This is a genomic window from Bradyrhizobium sp. (assembly GCF_030654605.1).
Classification (GTDB): Bacteria; Pseudomonadota; Alphaproteobacteria; order Rhizobiales; family Xanthobacteraceae; genus Bradyrhizobium.
Genome location: NZ_JAURXB010000158.1, coordinates 1 through 22,117 on the forward strand (window position 1 = coordinate 1; position 22,117 = coordinate 22,117).

At 64.5% G+C, this 22,117-nt stretch carries 22 protein-coding genes and 1 tRNA gene; 17 read left to right on the forward strand and 6 right to left on the reverse strand.

All coding sequences use genetic code 11. The features are described from left to right. Positions 1-745: 3'(2'),5'-bisphosphate nucleotidase CysQ (locus tag Q7U29_RS14965; protein WP_304742714.1), on the forward strand; the 745-nt coding region annotated here is incomplete at its 5' end. Positions 746-792: 47 nt separating this feature from the next. Here Q7U29_RS14965 and Q7U29_RS14970 read toward each other — a convergent pair. After that, a complete protein-coding gene (locus Q7U29_RS14970; protein WP_304742715.1) occupies positions 793-1,308 on the reverse strand; it encodes a YHS domain-containing (seleno)protein in 516 nt (171 codons plus the stop codon). Between the two features lie 110 nt (positions 1,309-1,418). Here Q7U29_RS14970 and Q7U29_RS14975 point away from each other — a divergent pair, with 110 nt between their 5' ends. From Q7U29_RS14975 to Q7U29_RS14990, 4 genes are all read left to right on the forward strand, one after another. Continuing rightward, positions 1,419-2,042 carry a DUF1134 domain-containing protein gene (locus tag Q7U29_RS14975; protein ID WP_304742717.1) on the forward strand — a complete coding sequence of 208 codons (624 nt, stop codon included), beginning with the start codon at positions 1,419-1,421 and terminating at the stop codon, positions 2,040-2,042. A 144-nt stretch (positions 2,043-2,186) separates the two neighbouring features. Continuing rightward, a complete protein-coding gene (locus tag Q7U29_RS14980; protein ID WP_304742719.1) occupies positions 2,187-3,464 on the forward strand; it encodes a hypothetical protein in 1,278 nt (425 codons plus the stop codon). A 130-nt stretch (positions 3,465-3,594) separates the two neighbouring features. Next, a tRNA-Val gene (locus tag Q7U29_RS14985) sits at positions 3,595-3,669 on the forward strand. Positions 3,670-3,732: 63 nt separating this feature from the next. Next, positions 3,733-3,963: a hypothetical protein gene (locus Q7U29_RS14990; RefSeq protein ID WP_304742720.1), complete on the forward strand. Its 231-nt coding sequence runs from the start codon at positions 3,733-3,735 to the stop codon at positions 3,961-3,963. 58 nt (positions 3,964-4,021) lie between these two features. Here Q7U29_RS14990 and Q7U29_RS14995 read toward each other — a convergent pair whose 3' ends face one another. Then, positions 4,022-4,150, reverse strand: coding sequence for a hypothetical protein (locus Q7U29_RS14995; protein ID WP_304742721.1), 129 nt, complete (start codon positions 4,148-4,150; stop codon positions 4,022-4,024). A gap of 355 nt (positions 4,151-4,505) precedes the next feature. Here Q7U29_RS14995 and Q7U29_RS15000 point away from each other — a divergent pair, with 355 nt between their 5' ends. Then, the gene (locus Q7U29_RS15000) at positions 4,506-5,279 is read left to right on the forward strand and encodes an endonuclease/exonuclease/phosphatase family protein (protein ID WP_304742723.1); all 774 of its coding nucleotides are present in this window, start codon (positions 4,506-4,508) and stop codon (positions 5,277-5,279) included. A 12-nt stretch (positions 5,280-5,291) separates the two neighbouring features. Here Q7U29_RS15000 and Q7U29_RS15005 read toward each other — a convergent pair whose 3' ends face one another. Beyond that, positions 5,292-6,014, reverse strand: a complete 723-nt coding sequence (locus tag Q7U29_RS15005) for an HAD family hydrolase (RefSeq protein WP_304742725.1) — start codon at positions 6,012-6,014, stop codon at positions 5,292-5,294. Positions 6,015-6,124: 110 nt separating this feature from the next. Between Q7U29_RS15005 and Q7U29_RS15010 the strand changes: the two genes are divergently transcribed. Further along, positions 6,125-6,307: a hypothetical protein gene (locus Q7U29_RS15010; RefSeq protein ID WP_304742727.1), complete on the forward strand. Its 183-nt coding sequence runs from the start codon at positions 6,125-6,127 to the stop codon at positions 6,305-6,307. A gap of 154 nt (positions 6,308-6,461) precedes the next feature. Here the strand turns inward: Q7U29_RS15010 and Q7U29_RS15015 are convergent, their stop codons facing one another. Then, entirely contained in the window at positions 6,462-6,968 is a 507-nt protein-coding gene (locus Q7U29_RS15015) for a hypothetical protein (RefSeq protein WP_304742729.1), read from the reverse strand. Positions 6,969-7,191: 223 nt separating this feature from the next. Further along, on the reverse strand, positions 7,192-8,745 hold the full coding sequence (locus Q7U29_RS15020) for an acetolactate synthase large subunit (protein WP_304742731.1): 1,554 nt from the start codon (positions 8,743-8,745) through the stop codon (positions 7,192-7,194). Between the two features lie 226 nt (positions 8,746-8,971). Here Q7U29_RS15020 and Q7U29_RS15025 point away from each other — a divergent pair, with 226 nt between their 5' ends. Together Q7U29_RS15025 and Q7U29_RS15030 are read left to right on the forward strand one after the other, a co-directional pair. Continuing rightward, on the forward strand, positions 8,972-9,547 hold the full coding sequence (locus Q7U29_RS15025) for a L,D-transpeptidase (RefSeq protein WP_304742733.1): 576 nt from the start codon (positions 8,972-8,974) through the stop codon (positions 9,545-9,547). Between the two features lie 92 nt (positions 9,548-9,639). After that, positions 9,640-10,443, forward strand: coding sequence for a DUF2927 domain-containing protein (locus tag Q7U29_RS15030; RefSeq protein WP_370691765.1), 804 nt, complete (start codon positions 9,640-9,642; stop codon positions 10,441-10,443). A 111-nt stretch (positions 10,444-10,554) separates the two neighbouring features. Here Q7U29_RS15030 and Q7U29_RS15035 read toward each other — a convergent pair whose 3' ends face one another. Continuing rightward, positions 10,555-11,727 carry an isovaleryl-CoA dehydrogenase gene (locus Q7U29_RS15035; protein ID WP_304742735.1) on the reverse strand — a complete coding sequence of 391 codons (1,173 nt, stop codon included), beginning with the start codon at positions 11,725-11,727 and terminating at the stop codon, positions 10,555-10,557. Positions 11,728-11,958: 231 nt separating this feature from the next. On the opposite strand from Q7U29_RS15035, the gene Q7U29_RS15040 reads away from it, so the two are divergent. The 8 genes from Q7U29_RS15040 (at position 11,959) to Q7U29_RS15075 (ending at position 22,107) form a co-directional block, all read left to right on the forward strand. Continuing rightward, positions 11,959-13,230, forward strand: a complete 1,272-nt coding sequence (locus Q7U29_RS15040; protein ID WP_304742737.1) for a cytochrome P450 — start codon at positions 11,959-11,961, stop codon at positions 13,228-13,230. A 30-nt stretch (positions 13,231-13,260) separates the two neighbouring features. Then, positions 13,261-14,535: a cytochrome P450 gene (locus Q7U29_RS15045; RefSeq protein WP_304742739.1), complete on the forward strand. Its 1,275-nt coding sequence runs from the start codon at positions 13,261-13,263 to the stop codon at positions 14,533-14,535. 29 nt (positions 14,536-14,564) lie between these two features. Continuing rightward, complete coding sequence (locus tag Q7U29_RS15050) at positions 14,565-15,017, forward strand: PaaI family thioesterase (RefSeq protein WP_304742741.1); 453 nt, start codon at positions 14,565-14,567, stop codon at positions 15,015-15,017. Then, positions 15,014-16,180: an acyl-CoA dehydrogenase family protein gene (locus tag Q7U29_RS15055; protein ID WP_304742743.1), complete on the forward strand. Its 1,167-nt coding sequence runs from the start codon at positions 15,014-15,016 to the stop codon at positions 16,178-16,180. The genes Q7U29_RS15050 and Q7U29_RS15055 overlap by 4 nt, the downstream gene beginning before the upstream one ends. A gap of 11 nt (positions 16,181-16,191) precedes the next feature. Next, positions 16,192-17,322 carry a CaiB/BaiF CoA-transferase family protein gene (locus tag Q7U29_RS15060; protein WP_304742745.1) on the forward strand — a complete coding sequence of 377 codons (1,131 nt, stop codon included), beginning with the start codon at positions 16,192-16,194 and terminating at the stop codon, positions 17,320-17,322. Beyond that, entirely contained in the window at positions 17,319-18,173 is an 855-nt protein-coding gene (locus Q7U29_RS15065; RefSeq protein WP_304742746.1) for a MaoC family dehydratase N-terminal domain-containing protein, read from the forward strand. The genes Q7U29_RS15060 and Q7U29_RS15065 overlap by 4 nt, the downstream gene beginning before the upstream one ends. Before the next feature lie 140 nt (positions 18,174-18,313). After that, positions 18,314-19,933 (forward strand): benzoylformate decarboxylase, encoded by a 1,620-nt coding sequence (gene mdlC, locus Q7U29_RS15070; protein ID WP_304742748.1) that lies wholly within the window; start codon positions 18,314-18,316, stop codon positions 19,931-19,933. A gap of 239 nt (positions 19,934-20,172) precedes the next feature. Beyond that, positions 20,173-22,107, forward strand: coding sequence for a hypothetical protein (locus Q7U29_RS15075; protein ID WP_304742749.1), 1,935 nt, complete (start codon positions 20,173-20,175; stop codon positions 22,105-22,107). The last annotated feature ends 10 nt before the right edge of the window (positions 22,108-22,117 follow it).

Sequence of the window (22,117 nt, forward strand, 5' to 3'; positions counted from 1 at the left end):
CGGCGCCGCCATTCTCGCTGTCAACCGTTCCGCGATGAAGATCGACGGCAAGCTCGACGGATCGCCGGTAACGGAGGCGGATCTCGCCGCCGACCGAATCATCGGCGAAGGGCTGGCAAGACTGGCGCCAGACATACCGGCGCTGTCGGAGGAGCGCGTCCATCTGGGAAAACCGCCCTATGACGGCAGTTTCTTCCTGATCGATCCGCTGGACGGCACCAAGGAATTTGTCGCCGGCCGCAATGAATTCACGGTCAATCTCGCGCTCGTGACCAACGGTACGCCGCTACTCGGCATCATCGGTGCGCCGGCGCTCGGATTGATCTGGCGTGGCATCGTCGGCCGCGGAGCGGAGCGGCTGGCCGTCGACGGTACGTCGCCGGGAGCGGCCGAACCGATCCGAACCCGCAAGCATCCTGCCCCCGGCGCCCCCTGGATCGTTGCCGTCAGCCGCTCGCATGGCGACAGCAGGACGGAAGGCTTTATTGCGGCGAGGCCCGGCGCGGTTCGCCAGATGCTGGGCTCGGCGGTGAAACTGGGCCGGGTGGCGGAAGGCGGGGCAGACATCTATCCCCGCCTCGCCCCGACCAGCGAATGGGATATCGCCGCGGGCCACGCCGTCGTCACCGCGGCCGGCGGCAAGATCACCGATAGCCGGGGCGCGGCCCTGCAATTCGGCAGCGGGCGGCAAGGCTTCATCGTGCCGGAATTCATCGCCTGGGGCGACCCCGCGGCGGCGGTCTGAGATCGTCATTCCGGGATGGTCCGAAGGACCAGACCTCAGGTGCGCAATTACCTTGCCAGACCCCGTTCCAGCGCCGGCCAGCGCGCCCTGGCCTCGCGCAGGATGCCCGCCGGATCGGCGGCAAAGGCGTCCCGGTGTTGCTCCCGGCCGAACAGATAAAGCCGCTGCCCCACCACCAGCCATAACCGGGGGGTGCCGCCATAGGTGATGCCGCGGGCCAGATCGACCGGATCGTAGCCGCCGAACTGAGGGCCGTAGATCTCGGGATGGGCGACGAACGAAGCGCGATTGCCCTCGTTGCGGAAACGCCAGACCGCTCCAGCCTGCGACGCCTCGAACTCCGGCCGGCCCGGTTCGGCACGGGCATCGACGAAATAGGCCACGGGGTCATATCCCTCGATGGCGAGACCGCTGTACCGGTTCACGATCACCCGCTCGGTGGTCTGGGCCACGGCCGCCGAAGGAAGGAGGGCCAGGACGGCCAGCAAGCCGATCAAGGCTATTCCGGGGCGAAGGCCCGTTCCGGGGCCGCTGCCATTTATTTCCTGCCGTTCTGCCGTCATAGTTGGTGCCGATAACATCCGAGTCGGGGGACACTGGACGCAACCTAAAGCCGTGCCTGTTGGCATCAGGTTAAGGCGGCGGCCGGGATACGATACCCAGGGGTTCTTTTATGATTTTCGCATCACGCCTTGCCGCGGTGACGCTCGCCGCGCTGATGTGCTGGACCGTGCCCGCTTCCGCGCAGCAGCAGCCACAGCCACAGCAGGCGCCGCCGCCGCAATTGCCGGCGCCGCAGCGGCAGCCCACGCCCAGCACCTATGGGCCGGACGAACTGGTCAACGCCGGCCACAAGTTCTTCGGCAACGTTTCGCGCGGGCTTGCTTCCGTGATCGAGCGCGCGGTGAGCCAATGGGGCCTGCCGAACGGCTATGTTCTCGGCGAGGAAGGCTCGGGCGCCTTCGTCGCGGGCCTGAGATACGGCGAAGGCACGCTCTATACCAAGAACGCCGGCGACCTGAAGGTCTACTGGCAGGGACCGTCGGTCGGCTTCGACTGGGGCGGCGACGGCGCGCGCACCATGACGCTGGTCTACAACCTGCCTGCGACCAACGCGATCTATCAGCGCTTTGGTGGTATCGACGGCTCCGCCTACATCATCGGCGGCTTCGGCATGACCGCGCTGACCGCCAATAACATCGTGCTGGTGCCGATCCGCTCCGGTATCGGCCTGCGGCTTGGCGCCAATATCGGGTATCTGAAATATACCCCGCGGGCGACATGGAACCCGTTCTGACGCCCACATCCGCCCACATTCGCTTTGCGTCGGCCGTTCTGGTTACGGATTCACGTTAACGCGGCATTAGGCTGGCGTTTACCCTGTGCCCCATGGCATTGTGAGAGATCGTTTTTTTCCGGTTTTTCTCTCAGGGGTACCCTCATGATCGAACCGATCATGTATCTGGCGATCGGTTTTCTGGTCTCGATGCTGTTCGGGCTGATGATCGTGCCGCTGGTGCATAGCCGCGCGGTGCGGCTGACGACCCGGCGGCTGGAAGCGGCGACGCCGCTGTCGATGGCCGAGATCCAGGCCGACAAGGACCAGCTGCGCGCGGAATTCGCGATGTCGGCGCGGCGGCTCGAGATGAGCGTCGACCAGCTCAAGAACAAGACCACCAGCCAGCTTGCCGAACTCGGCAAGAAATCCGATGCGATCAACCGCATGAAACTCGAGCTTGGCGAGAAGAACGCCACGATCTTTTCACTGGAGGCGCGAGAAAAGGCGGTCAAGGAGCAGCTGCGGGCGACCGAAGAGGAATTCACCGCCAAGACCGAATCGCTGCGCGACGCCGAGCAGGCGCTCAAGGACAAGCAGCTCGAGCTGGTGAAACTCAACGCCGAACTGTCTGACCGTTCGATGACGGCCGACACCCGTCAGATCGAACTGGTGACGGTGCGCGCCCAGGTCGACGCCCTCCGAAGCCGCGTCGGCGAAGCCGAACAGGATTTTTCCGCGACGCAAATCCGGCTCGAACAGGAACGCAGCGATTTCGAGAAGGCGACGCGCGAACTCCTCGAGGCGCGCAGCCGGGTCGAAAATCTGAGCCAGCGCGTCACCGATCTCGACCGCCAGCTGATCCTGCAGGTCAAGGAAGCCGAAATGCTCGGCAACCGCGTCAACGATCTGGAAGCGCGGCTCGCCACCCAGGGCAAGCTGCTGGCCGAGCGCGATTTCGAGAACAACCAGCTGCGCCAGGCCAAGGAAACCGCCGAGGCCACCGCGACGGCGCTGCAGGGCGAACTCGCCGCCGCCAACAGCGGCAGGGGGCCGGCGCTGGAAAAGCTGAAGGCCGAGAAAGCCGCGGTCGAGGAGCAGCTCCGCATCGCGCGCGACGAACGCGCCAAGCTGCAGCGCGACATCAACGCGATCCAGCAGCAGGCCGAGAGTTCATGGGCGACCGAGCGCATGGAAAATGCGCTGCTGCGCGAGCGCATCAACGATATCGCCGCCGAAGTGGCAAAACTCGCGATGCAGCTCGAAGGCCCGAACTCGCCGATCGAGGCCATGCTGGCCGCGGAACCGGCGCCGCCGCCGAGGGCCGCGAAACCCGCCAATGGCGCCAGCACCAATACAGGCGTCTCCGAAGGCGGCGGCACGCTGGCCGATCGGATCCGGGCGCTGCAGTCCCACGCCTCCCGCGCACGCCAGCCGGGCTGATCATTCCCGCTCGGATTCGACCTGACAGCTTGACACCGGTACCCCGCCCTTCGTAAATCGCGGGCTCTGACGGCGTGGTTGTTCCGATCCGACGCCGGTTTGCCGGCCTTTGATTCTACACGACAATCCCGGACGCATAGCTCAGCGGGAGAGCGTTCCCTTCACACGGGAGAGGTCCAAGGTTCGATCCCTTGTGCGTCCACCATGACACTCCTGTTTGCTTGGATGCCGATCAGCTTCCGCGAACCGAGATCTCCGGATTGTGCCGATGACCCCTCAGAAGCTGATCGTCTGGATTATCAGCCTGACCGGAGGCGCGATCGGGCTGTTTGCGCCGGTCGGCGTGGTCAAATGGCTGCTGCAGACCGAGCCGGACGAAGCCGGCATCCTGACCCTGTTCCTGATTCCGGTCTGGTGCCTGCTGGTGGTTCTCGGCCTCTTGACCGGCCGCAGGCTGGGGATGCTCGCAACCGGCGGCAAGCGGATGGTGCAGAGATAGCGCGCGTTCGACCGGACGCGGCCCCGGAGCGGAGCTCGGCGCAACCACGTCGCCGCTATCAAATTCCGAGAATCCAGACCGCAATGACGGTGCCGAGCACAGCCAGACCGGAAATCGTCCAGCCCGTCGCGTAAACCGCACCATCGGTCTCCGGCCTGTCCACCATCGTATCGTGCCAGTGGGTCATCAACGCCTCCTGGGGTTTGCCTCTGGTGGTTACGTCTGCGCCAGCGGCCCAAGGTTCAAACGGAACGAACCGTTCAAGCGAAATAACGGCGACGTCGGCCGCGGGTTCCCCGGGCCAGCGACGCATCCCGCCCGACCGCGAGACGTCTCTTGCGCTGCAACACGGCAGGTGCAGCGGGATCGGATCATCGAGCACCCAGCCGTTCGGCGAAAATTTGCGTGGGCGCGCCGCGCCTGGCTCTTGCGCCCTGCGCCCGTGTGCTGGCGTGGTGGGGTCGGGAACAGGATCCGCTCGCGCAGCGTGACTTCACCCGCACTCAGCAGGCCATTCGCCTGTCAGCCGATCTGGAGCCGCCGTGAGCAGGAAGACCCTCCGAATAGCCACCTGGAATATTGCGTCGAACAGGAACTACGATGCGGTGGCGGCAAAGCTCGCGGAACTGGACGTCGATGTATGTGCGTTGCAGGAGGTTGCGGTCGATCCGGCGGTCGGCCTGCCGGTGTTGTTCGGTCACGGGCAAGGAAGCGCATCCGGCTATTGCTGGTATTTCGCGCCGGCCCTGATGCCCGCAGAGGTGTACCACGGAACCGGACAATATTTCGGACTCTCGATCGCATCCAGAATTCCGTTGTCGCGAACGGCCATGTTCCAGCTGGGTCCGCCGGGTACCGGTTCGGTCGTCCATGTCGAGAATGAGCCGCGCATCCTGCAGGTCGCGGCGCTTCCGCTGGAGCGGCCGGTGTTCATCGGCAATACCCATCTCGCCACTGCCGGCGATTGGGAATTGTCCGCGATGCGGCGGTCGCAGGCCGGAAAGATCGCCGGCATGCTGCGGCCGCTGGCCAAGCAGGGGCCGGTGATCCTGTGCGGTGATTTCAACGCAGGCCCGTCGAGCAGCGATCTCGTGGCGATCAAGGAGGCGTTGCCCTATTTCCATTCGAGCGACCGGGGGACTTTCGCCGAGGAGTATGGCCGGCCACCGATCGATTTTTTCTGCTCGTCCATCGCGCTGGACGTCAGGATTTCCGTTTTCCCCTCGGACGGCCTGTCGGACCACAGCATCGTTGTCGCGACCCTCCACGATGTCGCGAGCGGCGCATCAGCCGCGCTTCGCCCTGCGCAGCCGTGATTCGAATGATGCTCAACGACGGTCGAGCCACGCGGGCAATTCGGCCGGCGAATCGAGCAGCGCATCGGCGTGCGGCGCCAGCACCGCGGATGACGCGGGGCCGGTCAGCACCCCGATGGCGATAGCGCCCGCGGCGCGGGCGGCGGCGAGGTCGAGCAGCGAATCGCCGACGACGGCGGTTTCCGAAACAGGCACGCCGACCGCCCGCGCGAAGGCGACAACCGGCCCGGCGTCCGGCTTGGCGCCGAAGCCGGAATCATATCCCGCAACGAACTCCAGAACGTCATCCAGCCCGAGCTTGCGCAGGTGAGCGCGTGCGGTCATTTCGGCGTCATTGGTGAGCAATCCGAGCCGATAGCCCCGGGCGGCGAGTATCGTCAGCAGCGCCCTGGGATCGCCGATCGCTGCCAGATGCCGGGTGGTCGCATCGCCCAGCAGCCGGTCGATCTCGGCAAAGAACGCGGCATTCGCGGGCCGCCCGAGCGCCGCAGCCCAAAGCGCGCCATAGACGCCGGTGGGCTCGGCGATCAGCGGAGAATCCGGCATAAAGCGCCGGTCGGCTTCGACAAAACGGCTGACCTCCGCGAGACGATGGTAGGCGGCGCGATCGCCGCCCGCGAGATGCAGCATGGCCTCGTGGACCGCCGGACCGAAGCTGCGCTGGAAGTCGACGAGGGTGCCGTCCTTGTCGAACAGGATCGCCCGGATCGGCGCGGCGTCGGCGAGTGACGTCATGTGCGGCGGACCTGTTGCATCCAAGTTCCCTCGTAAGCCTGCTTTCGGGCAGACGGCGCGTGCCGTTGAAATAGACATCTCCCGGTTCAAGCGCGAGCAAAGGCGTAACCATGGACCATGCAGACCGCTGCCGAGCCCAGGCTGACGAATGCCATCGTCTCATGCTGCTGTCGCAGAGCGGGGCCGAAGCCACCATCCTGACCAGCCTGACCCGCAGCTGGAAAATGATTGCCAACCAGACCGACCGATATGTTGCGATCATGAAAAAGGAAGCTGCCCAAAGAGGACAATAACACCTCGTGGGACCAAGGCAGCTTGAGCGGCGCGCCGGCGGGATCCGTTCGTTGCGGCAACCGGCATCGCTGATCGACCACGGAAGCGCGGGAACATCTACCAGCACGGCGCCCGGCAAACACCGCCAGCACTTCCCGGCAACTGCCGCGGCGCTCATGCCAATCCGGCATCCTTCAATCGCCCGGCCAGCCACACCGACTGCGCCTGATCGATCACGCCGCCGACATAGACTTCGCCGACGACGCTCTTCCTGCCCAGCACGAGATAGACCCCGATCGCGTAGGCGAACCAAAGATGCGGATCGGTCAATGCCTGCAGCTTGTGCCGGTCGTGTTCCGGCGGCTGGTGATTGGAAGCCTTGCGCACCTCGACCGCGAGCAGGTTGTTGGGAATCTCGCGCTGGTGCACGACGATGTCGGGGTAAACCGACTTGCCGAGTTCGTCGTCGGTCGAGACGATCGTTCCATGCGGCAGCCGCAGCCTGCGTTCGCCGAGCCGGTTGTAATCGCAATCGACCTCCCATCCCGAAAACTGCCTTTCGAGATAGACCGCGAGCCGGTGCGTCAGCGTACGCTCGCCGAGATCCTTCTCGAACAAAAAGGTCTCGCGGGCGTAGAATTCCTGCAGCGCCGTTACAACCTTGTTCAGCTCGGTCTGCATGTGGCCTCCGAAGGGAACAGCTTAGCGCCTGACCGGAAATGCTTCGAGCCTTTTCAGACTCTCTCAAACATTATGAAAATAGTTGGTTGCATGGTCATGGCCGGGCTTCGCCCCGGCCATCCACGTCTTTCTCGCAGCAACGCCATGTGAAGGCGTGGAGGCCCGGGTCAAAGCCCGGGCGTGACGAGTTCGGCAGCCGACGCAGGAGCGCGGCGACCCTCCTCTAGATCTGCACTTCGATCAGCCGCGGCCCCCGCTCGGCGATGCCTTCCGCCAACGCCTTGTTGAACTCGTCGGCCGTGGTGACGGCACGGCCGGGAACGCCCATGCCCCTGGCGAGCGCGACCCAGTCGAGCGCGGGGCGATCGATCTTCAGCATATCCAGAGCGCGCTGGCCCGGCTCGCCGGCGCCGACGCCGTCGAACTCGCCGCGCAGGATCTGGTAGATCCGGTTGGCGAACACAATGGTCAGAACATTGAGACCCTCGCGGGCCTGGGTCCACAGCGATTGCAGCGTGTACATCGCGCTGCCGTCGCCGACCATGCAGATCACCTTGCGGTCCGGACAGGCGATCGCGGCCCCGGTCGCCACCGGCGTCGAATATCCGATGGAACCGCCCAGATTCTGGATCCAGTCGTGCGGGGCGGCGCCCGCCGTCAGCGGGAAGAACCCGCGCCCGGTCGTGACGGATTCGTCGACCATGATGGCGTTTTCGGGAACCGCCATCGCGATCGCCTGGGCGATCGACATATGGTTCAAGGCGCCGGTCGGTTTTATCAATTCGACCGTGGCCTGCGGCTTCACATCCGCCGGCTTGGCGCCCAGCGCCGAGGCCAGCGCCTCCAGGGCCGCCACCGAGTTCTCGCCGCTTTCGGTCATGCGATGGACCTCGCAGCCCTCGGGCTTCAGCAGGCTCGGCTTGTTCGGATAGGCGAAGAACGCCACGGGATCGTTGGCCTCGACCAGCACGATGTGGCGAAAACCCTTCAGCGCCGCCTGCGCCAGTTCGATCACGTAAGGCACCCGCTCGATCGAAAATCGCCCGCGCCCGCGCGCCATCCTCGGACTGGCCAGCGGGCCCATCACCTTGCAGCCGGTCTTGCCGGCGATCTGGGCCGCCAGCGCCAGCCCCTTCTCGGTGACGGCACTGCCTGTGATCAGCAGCAAGGTCTGTTCGCCGCCGCGCAGCACTTTGGCCGCGTGCTCGACGGCCCCAGGGGAATAGCTCTGGCGCTGCTCCTCCACGGGCACCTGCGCCACGCCGTCGGCCTCGTTCCACGCGGTGTCGGCGGGCAGGATCAGGGTCGCGATCTGCGGCGGCGCGCCCATCGCGCCCCTGGCGGCGGCAATGGCGGCAGCGCCGTCACGGGCGACCGATTTCGCGTCAGGCGAGGTGCGCACCCAGGACGACATCGGCCGCGCCAGGCCCTCGATATCCGAGGTCAGCGGCGCATTGTATTCGATGTGGTAGGTCGCATGCTGGCCGACGATGTTGACGACGCCGGAATTGGCTTTCTTGGCGTTGTGCAGGTTGGCGAGACCGTTGGCGAGGCCGGGCCCGAGATGCAGCAGCGTCGATGCCGGCGAGCCTTTCATGCGGAAGTAACCGTCGGCCGCGCCCGTCACCACGCCTTCGAACAGGCCGAGGACGCAGCGCATGCCTTCGACCCGGTCGAGGGCCGCGACAAAATGCATCTCCGAGGTGCCGGGATTGGCGAAGCAGACGTCCACGCCGCCCGCGACCAGCGTCCGCACCAGGCTTTCCGCACCATTCATTCGTTCTGCTCCCGTTCGCTTCTTTTCTGGAATATCTGCTTGAAGATCAATCATTCCACGCGCGTTTCGTCAAAGGGTCCACGGACATTGCTGCCATCACCTGGCGCCGCGGTGTTATTTCGGTAACGTCAGTAGGCGAAAATCGCCCGCTCACAGGCTCGTTGCTTGCGAATTCGCCCCAGTTGTGGCCTGTCTCGCGGTGAAACCGATTTGGACGAGGAACAATATGACCCGGGCTTTTGCTTTGCTGTTTGCGGCGCTGACCTTGCTGGCCGAGGTCGGCCCTGCCCGGGCCCAGGGCCTGTTCGACATGCGCGATATCATGGGCGGCGGCGACAATTTTCGCGGCGGCGGCTCGAGCCCGATCCGGCGACAGACGGTCAATTTTTCGGGCCAATATGCCCCCGGCACCATCTACATCAACACCGCCGAGCGGCGGCTTTACCTCGTGACGGGCAATGGCCAGGCGCTGGCCTACGGCATCGGCGTCGGCCGCGACGGCTTCCGCTGGTCGGGCACCCACCGCATCACCGCGAAGAAGGAATGGCCGAGCTGGACGCCGCCCGCGCAGATGCTGCGACGGCGGCCCGATCTGCCGCGCCACATGGTCGGCGGCGTCGACAATCCGCTGGGCGCACGGGCGATGTATCTGGGCTCGACGCTCTATCGCATCCATGGTTCGAACGAGCCGGAAACGATCGGCCAGGCGGTATCCTCCGGCTGCTTCCGCATGACCAATGAAGATGTCACCGACCTCTATAGCCGCGTGTCCGTCGGCACCCCGGTGATCGTGAAGAACTAGACGCTGCGGCAGCGGGGAAGCTGTTCGCGGGAATACCACGTCAACGCGATCGTGCATTGCCTGCACGTCCCGATTGCGGCAGCGTTGTTGCCATGAACCGACCTCTCCACCGGCGGATGCTGGCGATCGCCCTGGCTGCGGTCGCGTACGATGCCGTGGTATGGCCGGCGTTTGCGGTGGCCGAAATTCCGGCGATCGCATCGCGACAGCGCGCGGAAAAGAGAGCCTTCACCGATAGCCAGATCATCGACGGTTTTCTCAAGACAGCGTTCGGCGCCGAGCATCATCTCGCCGGACGGGTCGACCGCATCCGGAAATACCAGACGCCGGTGCGCGTGTTCGCCGACGGCAACCGTTCCGACCGCAAGGCGCAGGTGGCGAAAATCGTCACCGACATCGCCAAACGGGTTCAGCACCTGGACATCGCCATGGTCGGGACCGGCGACTCCGCCAACGTGCTGGTCAAACTGGTGCGCGACCGCGACCTCAATCGCACCATCACGAAATTCTACGGCAGAGAGCGGGCTCGCGAGATTCAAGGCTCGCTCGATCCGCAATGCCTGTCCGGTTTTCGCAAGAACGAGAAATTCGAGATCGAGCACTCCGACGTGATTCTTACCGTCGACAGCAGCGACTTCATCTTTATGGACTGCGCCTATGAGGAATTGCTGCAGTCGCTGGGGCCGATCAACGATACCGCTTCGGTGCCGTGGACCATGTTCAACGATAACGTCTCGATGGGATTCTTCGGTATCTACGACCAGTACATCCTCAACCTGCTCTACGACCCGCGCATCAAGGCCGGCATGACGGTTGCGGAGGTCAAGGAAGTGCTACCCGCAGTGCTGGTGGACGTACGAACGTGGGTGAAGAAGGTGAACAATCTGGCGGAATAGATCCATCCACCGTCATTGCGAGCGCAGCGAAGCAATCCATCGCGCCACAAAAAGAAAGAATGGATTGCTTCGCTGCGCTCGCAATGACGACTGATAGACCTTCGCTACACCTCAGGCCGACTTCTCGAACAGCTCCCGTCCGATCAGCATGCGGCGGATCTCGCTGGTGCCGGCGCCGATCTCGTAGAGCTTGGCGTCGCGCAACAGCCGCCCGGTCGGATAGTCGTTGATATAGCCGTTGCCGCCGAGCAGCTGGATCGCATCGAGCGCGCATTGCGTCGCCTTCTCCGCGGCGTAGAGGATCGCGCCGGCGGCGTCCTCTCGCGTCGTCTCGCCACGGTCGCAGGCCTTTGCCACCGCGTAGACGTAGGCGCGCGAGGCGTTCATCGTGGTGTACATGTCGGCGATCTTGCCCTGCACCAGCTGGAAGGTGCCGATCGGCTGGCCGAACTGCTTGCGCTCGTGAACGTAGGGCATCACCACGTCGAGACAGGCCTGCATGATGCCGAGGGGACCTGCCGCAAGGACGGTGCGCTCGTAGTCGAGGCCGGACATCAGCACGGTGACGCCGCGTCCGACCTCGCTGAGCACGTTCTCTTCCGGCACTTCGCAATTGTCGAACACCAGTTCACAGGTGTCGGAGCCGCGCATGCCGAGCTTGTCGAGCTTCTGCGCGGTGGAAAATCCCTTCATGCCCTTTTCGATGATGAAGGCGGTGATGCCGCGCGAACCCGCCGCGGCGTCGGTCTTGGCATAGACCACCAGCGTATCGGCGACCGGACCGTTGGTGATCCACATCTTGCTGCCGTTGATGACGAAGCGGTCGCCCTTCTTCTCGGCGCGGGTCGCCATCGACACCACGTCGGAGCCGGCGCCCGGCTCCGACATTGCCAGCGAGCCGACATGCTCGCCCGAAATCAGCTTCGGCAGATATTTCCGCTTCTGCGCCGCATTGCCGTTGCGGCGGATCTGGTTGACGCAGAGGTTCGAATGCGCGCCGTAGGACAGGCCGACCGCCGCCGATGCCCGCGAAATTTCCTCGACCGCGATGCAGTGTTCGAGATAGCCGAGCCCGCTTCCGCCATATTCCTCCTCGACCGTGATCCCGTGGAGGCCGAGCGCGCCGATTTTTGGCCACAGGTCGCGCGGAAATTCGTTGCTCCTGTCGATCTCGGCGGCGCGCGGCGCGACCTCCTTGCTGGAGAAGGACTGAACGGTTTCGCGAATCGCATCCGCGGTTTCGCCGAGATCGAAGTTGAACATCCGTTGCGCGTTGGGAATCATGGTCCGGCGGCCTCCAGGTCAATGACGGCTTGTGGTGCACAGCCTTATTCTTTGCGGATGAGCTTGTCACGGGCCTAGAGCGCCGGGAAGAGGGCCTGGCCGGATCGGTGCTTTCGCGCAGCCAAAGGGCGCCAAACTCGCCCTTGCCATGCAGCGCGCAACGGGCTGTAATTCGTCCCAAATGACGCCCTCCGGAAGTTAACCACGGAGGGGAAAACGAGGAGACGTCCGATGCACGGCACCATCGATCCTGGCGTGGATTCCCATCGGAAGGCCGCCGCCGACAAGGCCTGGTCCATGCCGCTCGACGATATCGACGTCAGCCAGCCCGAATTGTTCAGGACCGATTCCTTCTGGCCGTATTTCGACCGGCTGCGCAGGGAAGCCCCGGTGCATTACTGCAAGGACAGCATGTTCGGGCCGTACTGGTCGGTGACCAAATACAACGACATCATGGACATCGAGACCAATCATTCGGTGTTCTCGTCGGCGGCCTCGCTCGGCGGCATCACCATCCGCGACGTCCCGCCTGATTTCCGACGCGAGAGCTTCATCGCCATGGATCAGCCGCGCCACTCGGCGCAGCGCAAGACCGTGGCGCCGATGTTTACGCCGACGCATCTCGACCAGCTCGCGATCAACATCCGCAAGCGGTCGGCCGAATGCCTCGACAACCTGCCCAGGAACGAGGTGTTCGACTGGGTCGATCGGGTCTCGGTCGAACTGACCACGCAGATGCTCGCCGTGCTGTTCGACTTTCCCTGGGAGGACCGCCGCAAGCTGACGCGGTGGTCCGACATCGCCACCACGCTTCCCGGCCGCGACGGCCTGGTCGCCACCGAAGAGGACCGCCAGGTCGAACTACTGGAGTGCGCGACCTATTTTGCAAGGCTCTGGAAGGAGCGCGTCAACCAGCCGCCGAAGAGCGACCTGCTGTCGATGATGGCGCACAGCGACGCCACGCGCGACATGGACCCGAAGAACTTCCTCGGCAATTTGATCCTCCTGATCGTCGGCGGCAACGACACCACCCGCAACACCCTGTCGGGCAGCATCTATGCCTTGAGCAAAAATCCGGACCAGTACAGCAAGCTGCGCGCCAATCCCGAACTGATCGACAGCTTCGTGCCGGAAGTGATCCGCTGGCAGACGCCGCTGGCGCATATGCGCCGGACCGCGCTCGACGACTTCGGGTTCCGCGGCCAGCAGATCAGGAAGGGCGACAAGGTGGTGATGTGGTACGTCTCGGGCAACCGCGACGACGAGATCATCGATCGCCCCTACGACTTCATCATCGACCGGGTGCGGCCGCGCACCCACATCTCCTTCGGCTTCGGGATTCACCGCTGCGTCGGAATCCGGCTGGCCGAGCTGCAATTGAAGATCATCTGGGAGGAAATCCTCAAGCGCTTCGACAATATTGAGGTGGTCGGCGAGCCCAAGCGGGTGTATTCCAGCTTCGTGAAAGGCTACGAAACCCTGCCGGTGCGCATTGCCGGCTGACACTTCGACATCCATTTGGGATCGGTCACGATGAACATCCAGACAGCAGTGAGATCCGACAAGGCCGAGCTTCAACGCCTGGCGCGCGAAGAAGCCTATTCCACGCCACTGAAGGATTTTCACCCGGGCGCGCCGCGGCTGTTCCAGAACGATACGCTGTGGCCCTGGTTCGAGCGGCTGCGCAAGGAAGAGCCGGTGCATTACTGCACCAACTCGCCGATCGAACCCTATTGGTCGGTCACCAAGTACAACGACATCATGCATGTCGACACCAACCACGGCATTCTCTCGTCAGACGCGGCATTCGGCGGCATCAATATCCGCGACGCGCCGGTTGGCTATGACTGGCCGAGCTTCATCGCGATGGACCAGCCCAAGCATTCGGCGCAACGCAAGACCGTGTCGCCGATGTTCACGCCGACGCATCTGGACGAACTCGCAAAGCTGATCCGCGCCCGCAGCATCAAGGTGCTGGACAATCTGCCGCGCAACGAGACCTTCAATTTCGTCGAGCGGGTTTCGATCGAGCTGACGACCCAGATGCTGGCGACGCTGTTCGATTTCCCGTTCGAGGAACGCCGCAAGCTGACGCGCTGGTCGGATGTCGCGACTGCCTTGCCCAAGAGCGGCGTCGTGAATTCGCCGGAGCAGCGCCGCCAGGAAATGGACGAATGCCGGGCGTACTTCGCCAATCTCTGGAACGAGCGCGTCAACTCCGAGCCGCGCAACGACCTGCTCTCGATGATGGCGCACAGCGACGCCACCAGGCACATGGACCCCGACAACCTGATGGGCAATATCGTCCTGTTGATCGTCGGCGGCAACGACACCACCCGCAACACCATGAGCGGCTCGGTGCTGGCCCTGAGCGAGCACCCCGAGCAGTATCAGAAGCTGCGCGACAACCCGGCGCTGATCGACAGCATGGTGCCGGAAGTGATCCGCTGGCAGACCCCGCTGGCGCATATGCGGCGTACCGCGCTGGTCGATACCGAGATCGGCGGCAAGCACATCAGGAAGGGCGACCGCGTCGTGATGTGGTACGTCTCCGGCAACCGCGACGAGGAGGGTATCGACAACCCCAACGAATTCATCATCGATCGCGCCCGGCCCCGCACCCACCTGTCGTTCGGCTTCGGCATCCACCGCTGCGTCGGCATGCGGCTCGCCGAGCTGCAACTCAAGATCGTGTGGGAGGAGATGCTGAAGCGCTTCGACAGGATCGAGGTGGTCGGCGAGCCGAAGCGGGTCTATTCCAGCTTCGTCAGGGGCATCGAGTCGCTGCCGGTACGCATACCCGCATGAAGACGCCGTCCTGACCGAGCAACCATCCCGTGACCGGAACCAGTCGGATTGAGCAGCTCGCAGGCATCATGGCGATGCGCGGTTTTCCGCACGCATCCGGCATGCGCGTCGTCGCGGCCGAACCGGGCAAGGTGTCGCTGGCCTTGTCGAGACGACCGGAGCTTACCCAGTTCTTCGGCCATTTCCACGGCGGCGTGATCACCGGCCTCGCCGACCAGGCCGCCGGCGCCGCCGTCACAACCGCCCTCCCCGAAGGGCGCATTGCGGTGACGGTGGAGATCAAGATCAATTTCCTCGGGCCCGCGGACGGCGAGGAAATCATAGCCCGCGCCGAAGCCATGCAGGTCGGCGGCACGATAGGCGTTGCAAAGGTCGAAGTGATCTCTAAAGACAAGGGCGCGGAACGCATCTGCGCGTTCGCCACCGCGACCATGCGCGCGGTTGATCTTCCCGCTCAAATGGTTGACCCGTCCCGCCAATGACACAGCACGATACCGACGAATTCCACGACATCCGCGAAGCCGTTGCAAAACTCTGCGCGCAGTTTCCCGGCGAATACTGGCGCAAGCTCGACCGCGAAATGGCCTACCCCTCCGCCTTCGTCGATGCGCTGACCGAAGCCGGCTATCTCTCGGTCCTGATTCCCGAGGAATATGGCGGCGCCGGCCTGAAGCTGTCGGCCGCGGCCGCCATCCTCGAGGAAATCCAGCGCGCCGGCTGCAACGGCGGCGGCTGCCATGCCCAGATGTACACCATGGGCACCCTGCTGCGGCACGGCAGCGACGAGCAGAAGGCCAGATACCTGCCGAAGGTCGCCACCGGCGAACTGCGGCTGCAGGCCTTCGGCGTCACCGAGCCGACCAGCGGCACCGACACCTCGTCGCTGAAGACCTTTGCCAAACGCGACGGCAATGGCGATTACATCGTCAACGGCCAGAAGATCTGGACCAGCCGCGCCGAATATTCCGACCTGATGATCCTGCTGGCGCGCACCACGCCGAAGGACGAGGCCAAGAAGCGCACCGACGGCCTGTCGGTGTTCATCGTCGACATGAAAGCGGCGAAGGGCAACGGGCTCACCATCAGCCCGATCCGCACCATGATGAACCACGCCACCACGGAAGTGTTCTTCACCGACATGCGGGTGCCGGCGGAGAACCTGATCGGCGAGGAAGGCAAGGGCTTCCGCTACATCCTGTCCGGCATGAATGCCGAACGCATCCTGATCGCCTCGGAATGCGTCGGCGACGCCAAATGGTTCATCGCCAAGGCCACCGCTTACGCCCGGGAGCGCGTCGTGTTCGGCCGCCCGATCGGCCAGAACCAGGGCATCCAGTTTCCGATCGCCAAATCCTATGCGGCGATGCGCGCCGCCGAGCTGATGGTGAAGGAAGCCACCCGCAAATACGAGGCCGGGCTCGATTGCGGCGCCGAGGCCAACATGGCCAAGATGCTGGCGGCCGATGCCTCCTGGGAAGCGGCCAACGCCTGCGTGCAGACGTTCGGCGGTTTTGCATTCGCCGAGGAATATGACGTCGAGCGCAAGTTCCGCGAAACCCGCCTTTACCAGGTGGCGCCGATCTCGACCAATCTCATTCTGTCCTACGTCGCCGAACACGTGCTCGGCATGCCCCGCTCCTACTGAGAAACCAGAACATGCTGCCGCTCGAGGGACTGACCGTCATTGCCGTCGAACAGGCGGTCGCCGCCCCGTTCTGCAGTTCGCGGCTGGCGGATGCCGGCGCCCATGTCATCAAGGTGGAACGGCCGGAAGGCGACTTTGCCCGCGGCTACGATGCCGCGGCCAAGGGCCAGAGCAGCTATTTTGTCTGGCTCAACCGCGGCAAGGATTCTGCGGTCATCGACCTCGCCACCAAAGAAGGTCGCGCGAGCCTCGAAAAGCTGATCGCGGGCGCGGATGTGCTGTTACAAAACCTCAAGCCCGGCTCGATGGACAAACTCGGCTTCTCGCTGGAACGTCTGCGAAAAGAATACCCAAAACTGATCTGCTGCACCATTTCCGGCTATGGCGACGATGGCCCCTACGCCGATCGCAAGGCCTATGATCTGCTGATCCAGGCCGAGAGCGGGCTGGCATCGATCACCGGCGGACCGGAGGGACCGTCGCGGGTCGGCATTTCCGTGGTCGACATCGCCACCGGCGCCACCGCACATGCCGCCATTCTCGAGGCCCTGATCGCGCGCGGACGCACCGGCACGGGCGCCGACATCCGGATCTCGATGTTCGACGTGATGGCCGACTGGCTGGCGGTGCCGCTGCTCAACTCGGAGGCCGGCAATCCGCCGAAACGGATGGCGCTGGCGCATCCCTCGATCGCGCCCTACGGGGTTTTCCAGTCGAAGGACGGCAAGGGAATCCTGATCTCGATCCAGAGCGAGCGCGAATGGAAGAAGCTTTGCGCCGAGGTGCTGGATCAGCCTGATCTGCCGAACGATCCCCGCTTCGCCAGCATGGTCGAGCGCGTTCGCAACCGGCAGCTCACGGACCAGGCGGTCGGCGACAGCTTTGCCAGGATGTCACGCGTCGATCTCCTGAAGCGCCTGGCCGATTCCGACATCGCATTTGCCGAAGTCAACACCATGGCCGATCTCGCCGTGCATCCGCATCTGCGCCGCATCGAGGTCGATACGCCGAATGGCCCGGTGAGCTATGCCGCGCCCGCCGCGATCTTCGTCGGCGAGCCGCGCCACTACGGCGCGGTGCCGGGCATCGGCGACACTCCCTCGGCCGCCAAAGCTCCTCACCTCCGGGCAAAATCGTCATGACGGAAAAACTGGATCTCGATCATCTGCGTGGGTGGATTGGAAAAACCACCGAGGCTTCCGACATCGTCACCGCGCAACTCGTAAAGGGCCTGCGCGCCACCCTGTTCCAGGAGATCGGCGAGCCTGGAGATGGCGATGCCGCGCCGTGGACCGTGCATTGGTGCCTGGCGCAGCCGGTGTTTCCGATGTCGGAACTCGGCCCGGACGGTCATCCCACCCGTGGCGGCTTCCTGCCGCCGGTGCCACTGCCGCGCCGGATGTGGGCCGGCGGCGAACTGGAATTTTTCGAACCGCTGCGGGTCGGCGACGAAGCGAAGCGGACCTCGCGGATCTCGGATGTGACGATGAAGACCGGTAGCACCGGCGTGCTGTGTTTTGTCTCCGTCGAGCACCTGATCACGACGACGCGCGGCACCGCGATCCGCGAGCGGCAGGATATCGTCTATCGCGACATGTCGACCACGCAGCCGGCAGCGCCCGCCAAGGCGCCCCCGCCGCCATCCGTTGCAAAGCACCGCGAAAGCCACATGGCCGATCCCGTGCTGCTGTTCCGCTATTCGGCGCTGACGTTCAACGGCCACCGCATTCACTACGACCGCGATTACGTCACGAAGGTCGAGGGCTATCCCGGCCTCGTGTTCCACGGCCCGATGCAGGCGGCCTTCATCGTCGAACTCGCCGCCAAACTTCATGGCGGCATGGCACCAAGAAAATTCAGCTATCGCGGGGTGCAGCCGCTGTTCGAAGGCAGCGAGTTCTCGGTCAACGCCAACGAGACCGGCGCCGGCATGGATTTGTGGACCGCGAATTCGCAGGGACAGCCGACCATGAAGGGGACGGCGACGTGGTGAAGCTCGGGGACGTCATTCCGGGATGGTGCGTTAGCACCAGACCGCAGATGCGAAATTGCGCATCGGGGAATCTCGAGATTCCGGGTTCGATGCTTCGCATCGCCCCGGAATGACGAATTGATCCTTTGAGGGCTCAACCTTTGTCCCGCAAGCCCACCAAAACCACCGCAGTCACCGTCAAGCAGGCCACGCTCGACCTGTTGCGGTCCTTCGGCATCAAGAAGGTGTTCGGCAATCCCGGCTCGACCGAATTGCCGTTTCTCGCCGACTGGCCTGACGATATCGACTACGTGCTGGGCTTGCAGGAAGCCTCCGTCATCGGCATGGCCGACGGCTATGCGCAGGCCACCCGCAACGCCGGTTTTGTCAATCTGCATTCGGGCGCCGGCGTCGGCCATGCGCTCGGCAACATCTTCACCGCCCATCGCAACCAGACGCCGCTGGTGATCACGGCGGGCCAGCAGGCGCGCTCGATCCTGCCGTTGCAGCCTTTCCTGTATGCCGAGCGCGCGTCGGAATTTCCGCGTCCCTATGTCAAATACTCGGTCGAACCGGCGCGGGCCGAAGACGTGCCTGCCGCGATCGCGCGCGCCTATTACGTGGCGATGCAGCCGCCCTGCGGCCCGACGTTCGTATCCGTGCCGATCGACGACTGGGCCCATCCAACCCAGCCCATCGAGGCCCGCAGCGTCAGCCGCGAGCTTGGCCCCGACGCCAATGCGATGCAGGCACTCGCCGCCGCGCTCTCCGCCAGCAAGCGCCCTGCCCTCGTCGTCGGTCCCGGGGTCGATCGCGCCGGAGCCGTCGATCTGATGGTGCGCGTGGCGGAAAAGGCGAGAGCGTCCGTGTGGGTCAGCCCATTTTCGGCGCGCTGCAGTTTCCCGGAGCAGCATCCGCAATTCGCAGGCTTCCTGCACGCCTCGCCGTCACAGCTCTCGGATGCCTTGGGCCTGAACGATCTGGTGGTGGTGATCGGCGCGCCGGTCTTCACCTTCCACGTCGAGGGCCACGCCTCGATCTTCGACGGCACCACCACGATCTTCCAGATCACCGACGATTCCACTGCGGCAGCGGTAACGCCGTTCGGCACCAGCATCGTCGCGACCATAGAGCCCGCGCTGAGAATGCTGCTGGAACTGCTGCCCGAGACCAGGCGCACGATGCCGGCCGGTCGTGTTCTGTCCCCCGCGCCCCAAGCGGACGATCCGATTCCTGTCGAATATCTGCTGCACGCGCTGTCGTCGGCGATGCCCGCTGACGCCGTGCTGGTGGAGGAAGCCCCGTCACACCGTCCGGCGATGCAAAAATTCATGCCGATGCGCGGCCAGGACAGTTTCTGCACCATGGCGAGCGGCGGTCTCGGCTTTGGGCTGCCCGCCGCGGTCGGCATGGCGCTCGCCCGCCCCGGCATCCGGACCGTCTGCCTGATCGGCGACGGCTCGGCAATGTATTCGATCCAGGCGCTGTGGACCGCGGCACAGCGCAAGCTGCCGCTGACCGTCGTGGTCATCAACAATCTGGGCTACGGCGCGATGCGCTCGTTCAGCCAGGTGATGCAGGTGCGCAACGTGCCCGGCCTCGATCTGCCCGGCATCGACTTTGTCAAGATCGCTGAAGGCATGGGCTGCGATGCGGTGCGCGTCAGCGCCTCGGCAGACCTGGCGCCCGCGCTTGCGCGCGGTCTCGCGCATGACGGCGTCAGCCTGATCGAGGTGATGGTGGATTCGGCGGTGCCGCTGCTTTATGCGAAGAAGGGCTGACAACGCGACTCGTATTGCGGCAGGTCAGTCGACCTGTCGCGAATTATTAAAGCTGTTCGATTGAACTAAACTCCGCTAGCGTCCGTCTAAACGGCAACAAGACCGTTCTTTTGGCACTACTTAGAAGCATAATGACCGTGCAATCGCGCGAGTTCGCATAACTCCTCGCCGGCTGGCCTCTCAAGAACTCGAATGAGTGTTGTCGCGCCCGGCATCCGCCGAGCGACGGGAGGCGAATCTTGTCTAGATCCATTTCGCGGCTTTTGCCGCTGCTGCTGTTTTGCCAACTGCTTCCAGGCCAATTGGACGCCCAACAACCCAGCCGCCCGCCGATCCTGGGCCTGGGTGATGCGGTGGTCACCGGATTTTCCGAGTCCATCGCTCCCGACCCGGGCAAGCAGCGGCCGGCGAACAAGTCCGCCATTGATCTCACATTCATCAATCCCGACGCCCCTTCCGCCCGCGTCGTGAACCTCGGCCGGCCCGGATATGACTGGGACGGGCGGTTATTCCAGGCGCCCAAGACGTTCGACGTGTTCGCGAAGGAGACGGGTCAGCTGTTCGGCGTAGCGCTCGACGATGCGTCCGCGCCCAACATCTATCTCGCCGCCACCTCGGCGTTCGGCCTCAATCTGGTTGGCCGCGGCGCGGACGGATTGCCGGAACGCAGGAAAGCCGGCGGTCCCGGCACGGGATGGATGAAGGGACAATTCGGCCTCGACCTGCAGGGCGATCCCGGCAGCATCTACAAGGTCGACGGCAGCACCGGCGCAGTGACCTTGTTTGCCAAGGTCATGCTCGACGGCGTGCCCAATCCCGGACCGGCGCTGGGCAACCTAACCTACGATGCCGCGCACAAGCAGCTGTTGGTGTCTGATCTCTATACCGGAATGATTCATCGCTTCGCCGTCGCCGACGGCAGCGAACCCGGCGCGCCCTACGACCACGGCGTGACCGGCCGCGGCGCGGTCAGGCTGCCGCCGATGCCGTTCAATCCCGCCAACCGGCCCAACATCGCCAGCAACAAATTCAACGCAGAGAATCCGGACAGTTGGGGATTCGCCCCGCCCGAACGCCGGGTATGGGGTCTCGCAGTCCAGGCCGGACGGCTGTTCTACTCCGCGCGGAATGGCGCGACTGAAGGACCGCAAATCTGGTCGGTTGGCATCGCACAGGACGGCAGTCTGGCGTCCGATGCGCGTCTCGAGGTTGAAGTTGCTGCGCAGCCCGGCCCGTATCCGGTGTCCGACATCGCGTTCTCGCAACGGGGCGCCATGATCCTGGCCCAGCGCGCGCCGATCGCCGCCAGCTATGATTACTCCGCATTCGCCAAACCGGGTGAGCCACGCCTGCTGCGCTACTGGCTGAAGGATGCCAGCGATCCGCCGTCGCCGGGGCTCTGGAAGCCGACGCCGGAGGAATACCCGGTCGGCTTCGCCGGTACTTATCGCAACACCAATGGCGGCGTCGCGCTCGGTTACGGCTACCGCCAGGACGGCACGATCGACACCGCGTCGTGCGAAGCCTCGCTGTGGACCACCGGGCAGAATCTCCGCAACAACCCGGCGCTGCGCAGCCAGCTCGAACCCGGCGGGCCGCTGCTGGTGAACGGGCTGCAAGGCATTCCGCCGGACATGATGCGTCGCGCCGACGAGCCGCCGGCAATCAGCTACTTCGTCGACTATGACGACAAGTTCGACGATGCGCGCGCCAGCGGTCACATCGGCAGCGTGCGGATTCTCGCGCGACCCTGCGCCGGGATGGTTGCCGGCAACACCTCCAGTCCGCCCTACGTCAGCGGTGGCGGCGGTGGTGGTCCGCCCCCTCCGCCTCCTCCTCCTCCGCCTCCCCCGCCGAAGGCCTGCTTCGCCACCAACGGTACGTTCGAGTGCGATCCCAAGACCGGCCAATGGGTCTACAAATTAACGGTCAGCGGTCCGGGCTGGATCAATACCGTCAGCGCCACCTCGCTGACACCGGGCGTCAGCGTTCCCGGCGGACCGATCCCGTTGAACCCCGCGAATATCCCGTTGACCGGAGCGCCGGGAACGACCGCGGTGATTGAGATCTGCGCGTTCGACGCGACGGCGGCGGCCTCTGGCAAGCCCTACGATTGCTGCCGCACCAAGGTAACGGTGACGATCCCGCGCCAGGCTTGCGGGATCCGCAAATGACGAATCCCCG